This is a genomic window from Dyadobacter sp. CY261 (genome assembly GCF_021440085.1).
In the GTDB taxonomy this organism is placed as follows: domain Bacteria; phylum Bacteroidota; class Bacteroidia; order Cytophagales; family Spirosomataceae; genus Dyadobacter.
Window position 1 is genome coordinate 1 of sequence record NZ_JAKCPW010000055.1, and the last position, 2,468, is coordinate 2,468.

At 41.8% G+C, this 2,468-nt stretch carries 2 protein-coding genes and 1 pseudogene; 2 read left to right on the top strand and 1 reads right to left on the bottom strand.

From position 1 onward, the window contains the following. Positions 1 to 132 precede the first annotated feature (132 nt). Positions 133 to 585 carry a hypothetical protein gene (locus tag LZD49_RS35280; RefSeq protein WP_234673351.1) on the bottom strand — a complete coding sequence of 151 codons (453 nt, stop codon included), beginning with the start codon at positions 583 to 585 and terminating at the stop codon, positions 133 to 135. 149 nt (positions 586 to 734) lie between these two features. On the opposite strand from LZD49_RS35280, the gene LZD49_RS35285 reads away from it, so the two are divergent. Beyond that, positions 735 to 1,616, top strand: a complete 882-nt coding sequence (locus LZD49_RS35285) for a transposase (protein WP_234673353.1) — start codon at positions 735 to 737, stop codon at positions 1,614 to 1,616. Between the two features lie 14 nt (positions 1,617 to 1,630). Then, a pseudogene (locus tag LZD49_RS35290) lies at positions 1,631 to 2,137 on the top strand (transposase). Positions 2,138 to 2,468 lie beyond the last annotated feature (331 nt).

Below are 2,468 nucleotides of genomic sequence, written 5' to 3' on the forward strand. Positions count from 1 at the left end.
AAGATGAATCGAGTTTGAGGCCTTACCCCGGTAAGGCCTCTTGCATTTACCGCTTATACTTTGCAACCCACATTTTCTGTCTCAAAAAACGTCCGTGGCTGTTGCACAACTATTCATTTGACGACTTGGATACTAGCTATTTTGATTCTCACCATATAATGAAGCAACACCTTCTTCATTCAATGCTAATGCCATCAATTCGTCTCGAAAACGGTCAATTGCTGCGATGTAGACAAGGATTTCCAATTTTACTTTATCCTTTTTCTCTGGTCTACTATATTGAGTTATACAATTTGCCTCTAAATTGATTTCGACACTGATTACGCCAGTTGGATCAAGGAGAAGAAATTTCATTCCGCAAAAAGCATAATCATTCTTTCCCCCCGCCTCGTATATTAATGGTTGTTTTTCGTCCAACAGGCGGCCGAGTGACGTTGCTAACTCCCTCAGTGATTCGCTTGTATCATAAACGTTTGTTGAGCCAAAATATCTTCCATTTGTCGCCTTAACGCTCAACTCGATCATGTCACTGTCCTTCCAGATGACTTCTAATTGTAATTGTGACCTTGTGTTGTCAAATGCCATTGCGGTAGTAGTTCAATTTATAAGCGATCGATTGCGACGTCGTTGCATGAATGATTCAATCAGTGTTTTAGAATGGCTTTGATTCCAAACTAAACAAGAAATACCGATGGAAAGCTTCAAGAAAATTTGTAACTTCAGGAATGCAAGGAATGAAAAATTACTCTGAAAAGCTCTTTGTCAGCTTTCAACTTTCAGATCGCGTTCCTAAGGAAAATTTCTATCGCAGGCTTAGCGAAACGCTCGATTTACAGTTTCTATACAAAGACACCCGCGAGCTGTATGGTAAAACTGGCAATCCATCAATCGATCCGGTTGTGTTTTTCAAATTGATGTTGGCAGGATATCTGGAAAACATCACATCAGATCGTCGACTAATCGATCATTGCTCCATGCGAATGGACATACTTTACTTTATCGGTTACGATATCGATGAACCGCTGCCTTGGCATTCTACGGTTAGCAGGACTAGGCAACTATATCCCTCCATACTTTTCGAGTCATTATTTGACAAGGTATTTGCCATGTGTATTGAAAAAGGAATGGTTGCGGGACACACTCATGCGGTTGATTCAGTTCCTATAAAAGCAAACGCGTCAATAGAAAACTTTGAATTAAAGACTCCTGTACAGTCAATTAGAGCTCATTTTACAGCAGTTGGCTCTGAAAATCCGTCTGAGAAAACAAGTCAGCAAAGTGACAAAATCGAGATAACCGCTAGTACAAGTCAACTCAAACGCGTAGCAAAGTACCAGGATAATTTAAACGCCGACCGGGCAAATCGCCCGAAAGCCAGTAACGAGAAGGCGCAATTGTTAAGTAATAAAACGCATTATAACCCGCGTGATCCGGATGCCAAAATATCAATTAAACCTGGCAAAGCGAGGAAACTCAATTATCACTGTTCGATGTCTGTTGACGCTGCCCAAGGGGTGATAAGTCATATTCAGGCTGACTTTGCTGATGGTCGGGATAGCCAATATTTATCTAGAATCGTTAGTGTTTGCAGGATAGACTCACGAGAAATCATTTGAGACTAACTGACCTGATGGCTGATGCAGGCTATTCTAACGGATACAATTACCAATTCCTGGAAAAGCGCAAAATCACTGGATGGATTCCAGTCTTTGGAAAGTTCAGACCGCAGGTGGATGGCTTTGATTACAATAAGGAGACAGATTCATACACTTGCCCTAATGGGAAAAAGTTACCGTTTCGGTCCCTCGAGTACAGCACAGAAGGTAAGCCATTAAAGGCATATTGGACTACCAGGAGTGACTGCGCGACATGCCCATTAAAGCAGAAATGTATTCCGAAGGCTGGCACGAAGAGAATTGTAAAGACGATCTATGAGGAAGAATACCAGCGTGCATATCTCCGCTAACAAACGACAGCCGGGAAACGCATGAAAGGTTTAAGGCAGGGAACAGTAGAGCCGGTCTTTGGCAGCTTAACACAGTACTATGGGCTCAACAAGATTCCAGTACTTGGGATAGAGGGCGCACATAAAACGATGCTGATGGCGGCAATTGCCTTTAATATTAAAAATACATGAAGTGTCACCCTAAGAAGGTAGCTGAAAATGCCCTTCATAAGGCCAAAGATTACCTTTCAGAGCAATTGGACAGATTCACTTGTCCTCTGGGTGCAGAATTTGGTTTTTCGTTCAGATGATCCGACCCTGAACCAGGTAAGAAGTTTGATCCCAGTTGTGCAACGGCCACGTCCGAAATCTGACTCATTGAAATGCTGATGTGCTCAGCGTACCAAGAATGGAGGGTTTTGTGAGAATACAAATTAATCTATCGAAATTGAGCCGTTCATGATGAATTTTTGACCTCCATCCTGTTTTGTAACTAAAATCGAATGTTCCAGATTATTTTTTA

Coding starts and splice junctions, on each gene's coding strand:
- LZD49_RS35280 (WP_234673351.1), bottom strand. CDS start 585: ATGGCATTTGACAACACAAGGTCACAATTACAATTAGAAGTCATCTGG.
- LZD49_RS35285 (WP_234673353.1), top strand. CDS start 735: ATGAAAAATTACTCTGAAAAGCTCTTTGTCAGCTTTCAACTTTCAGAT.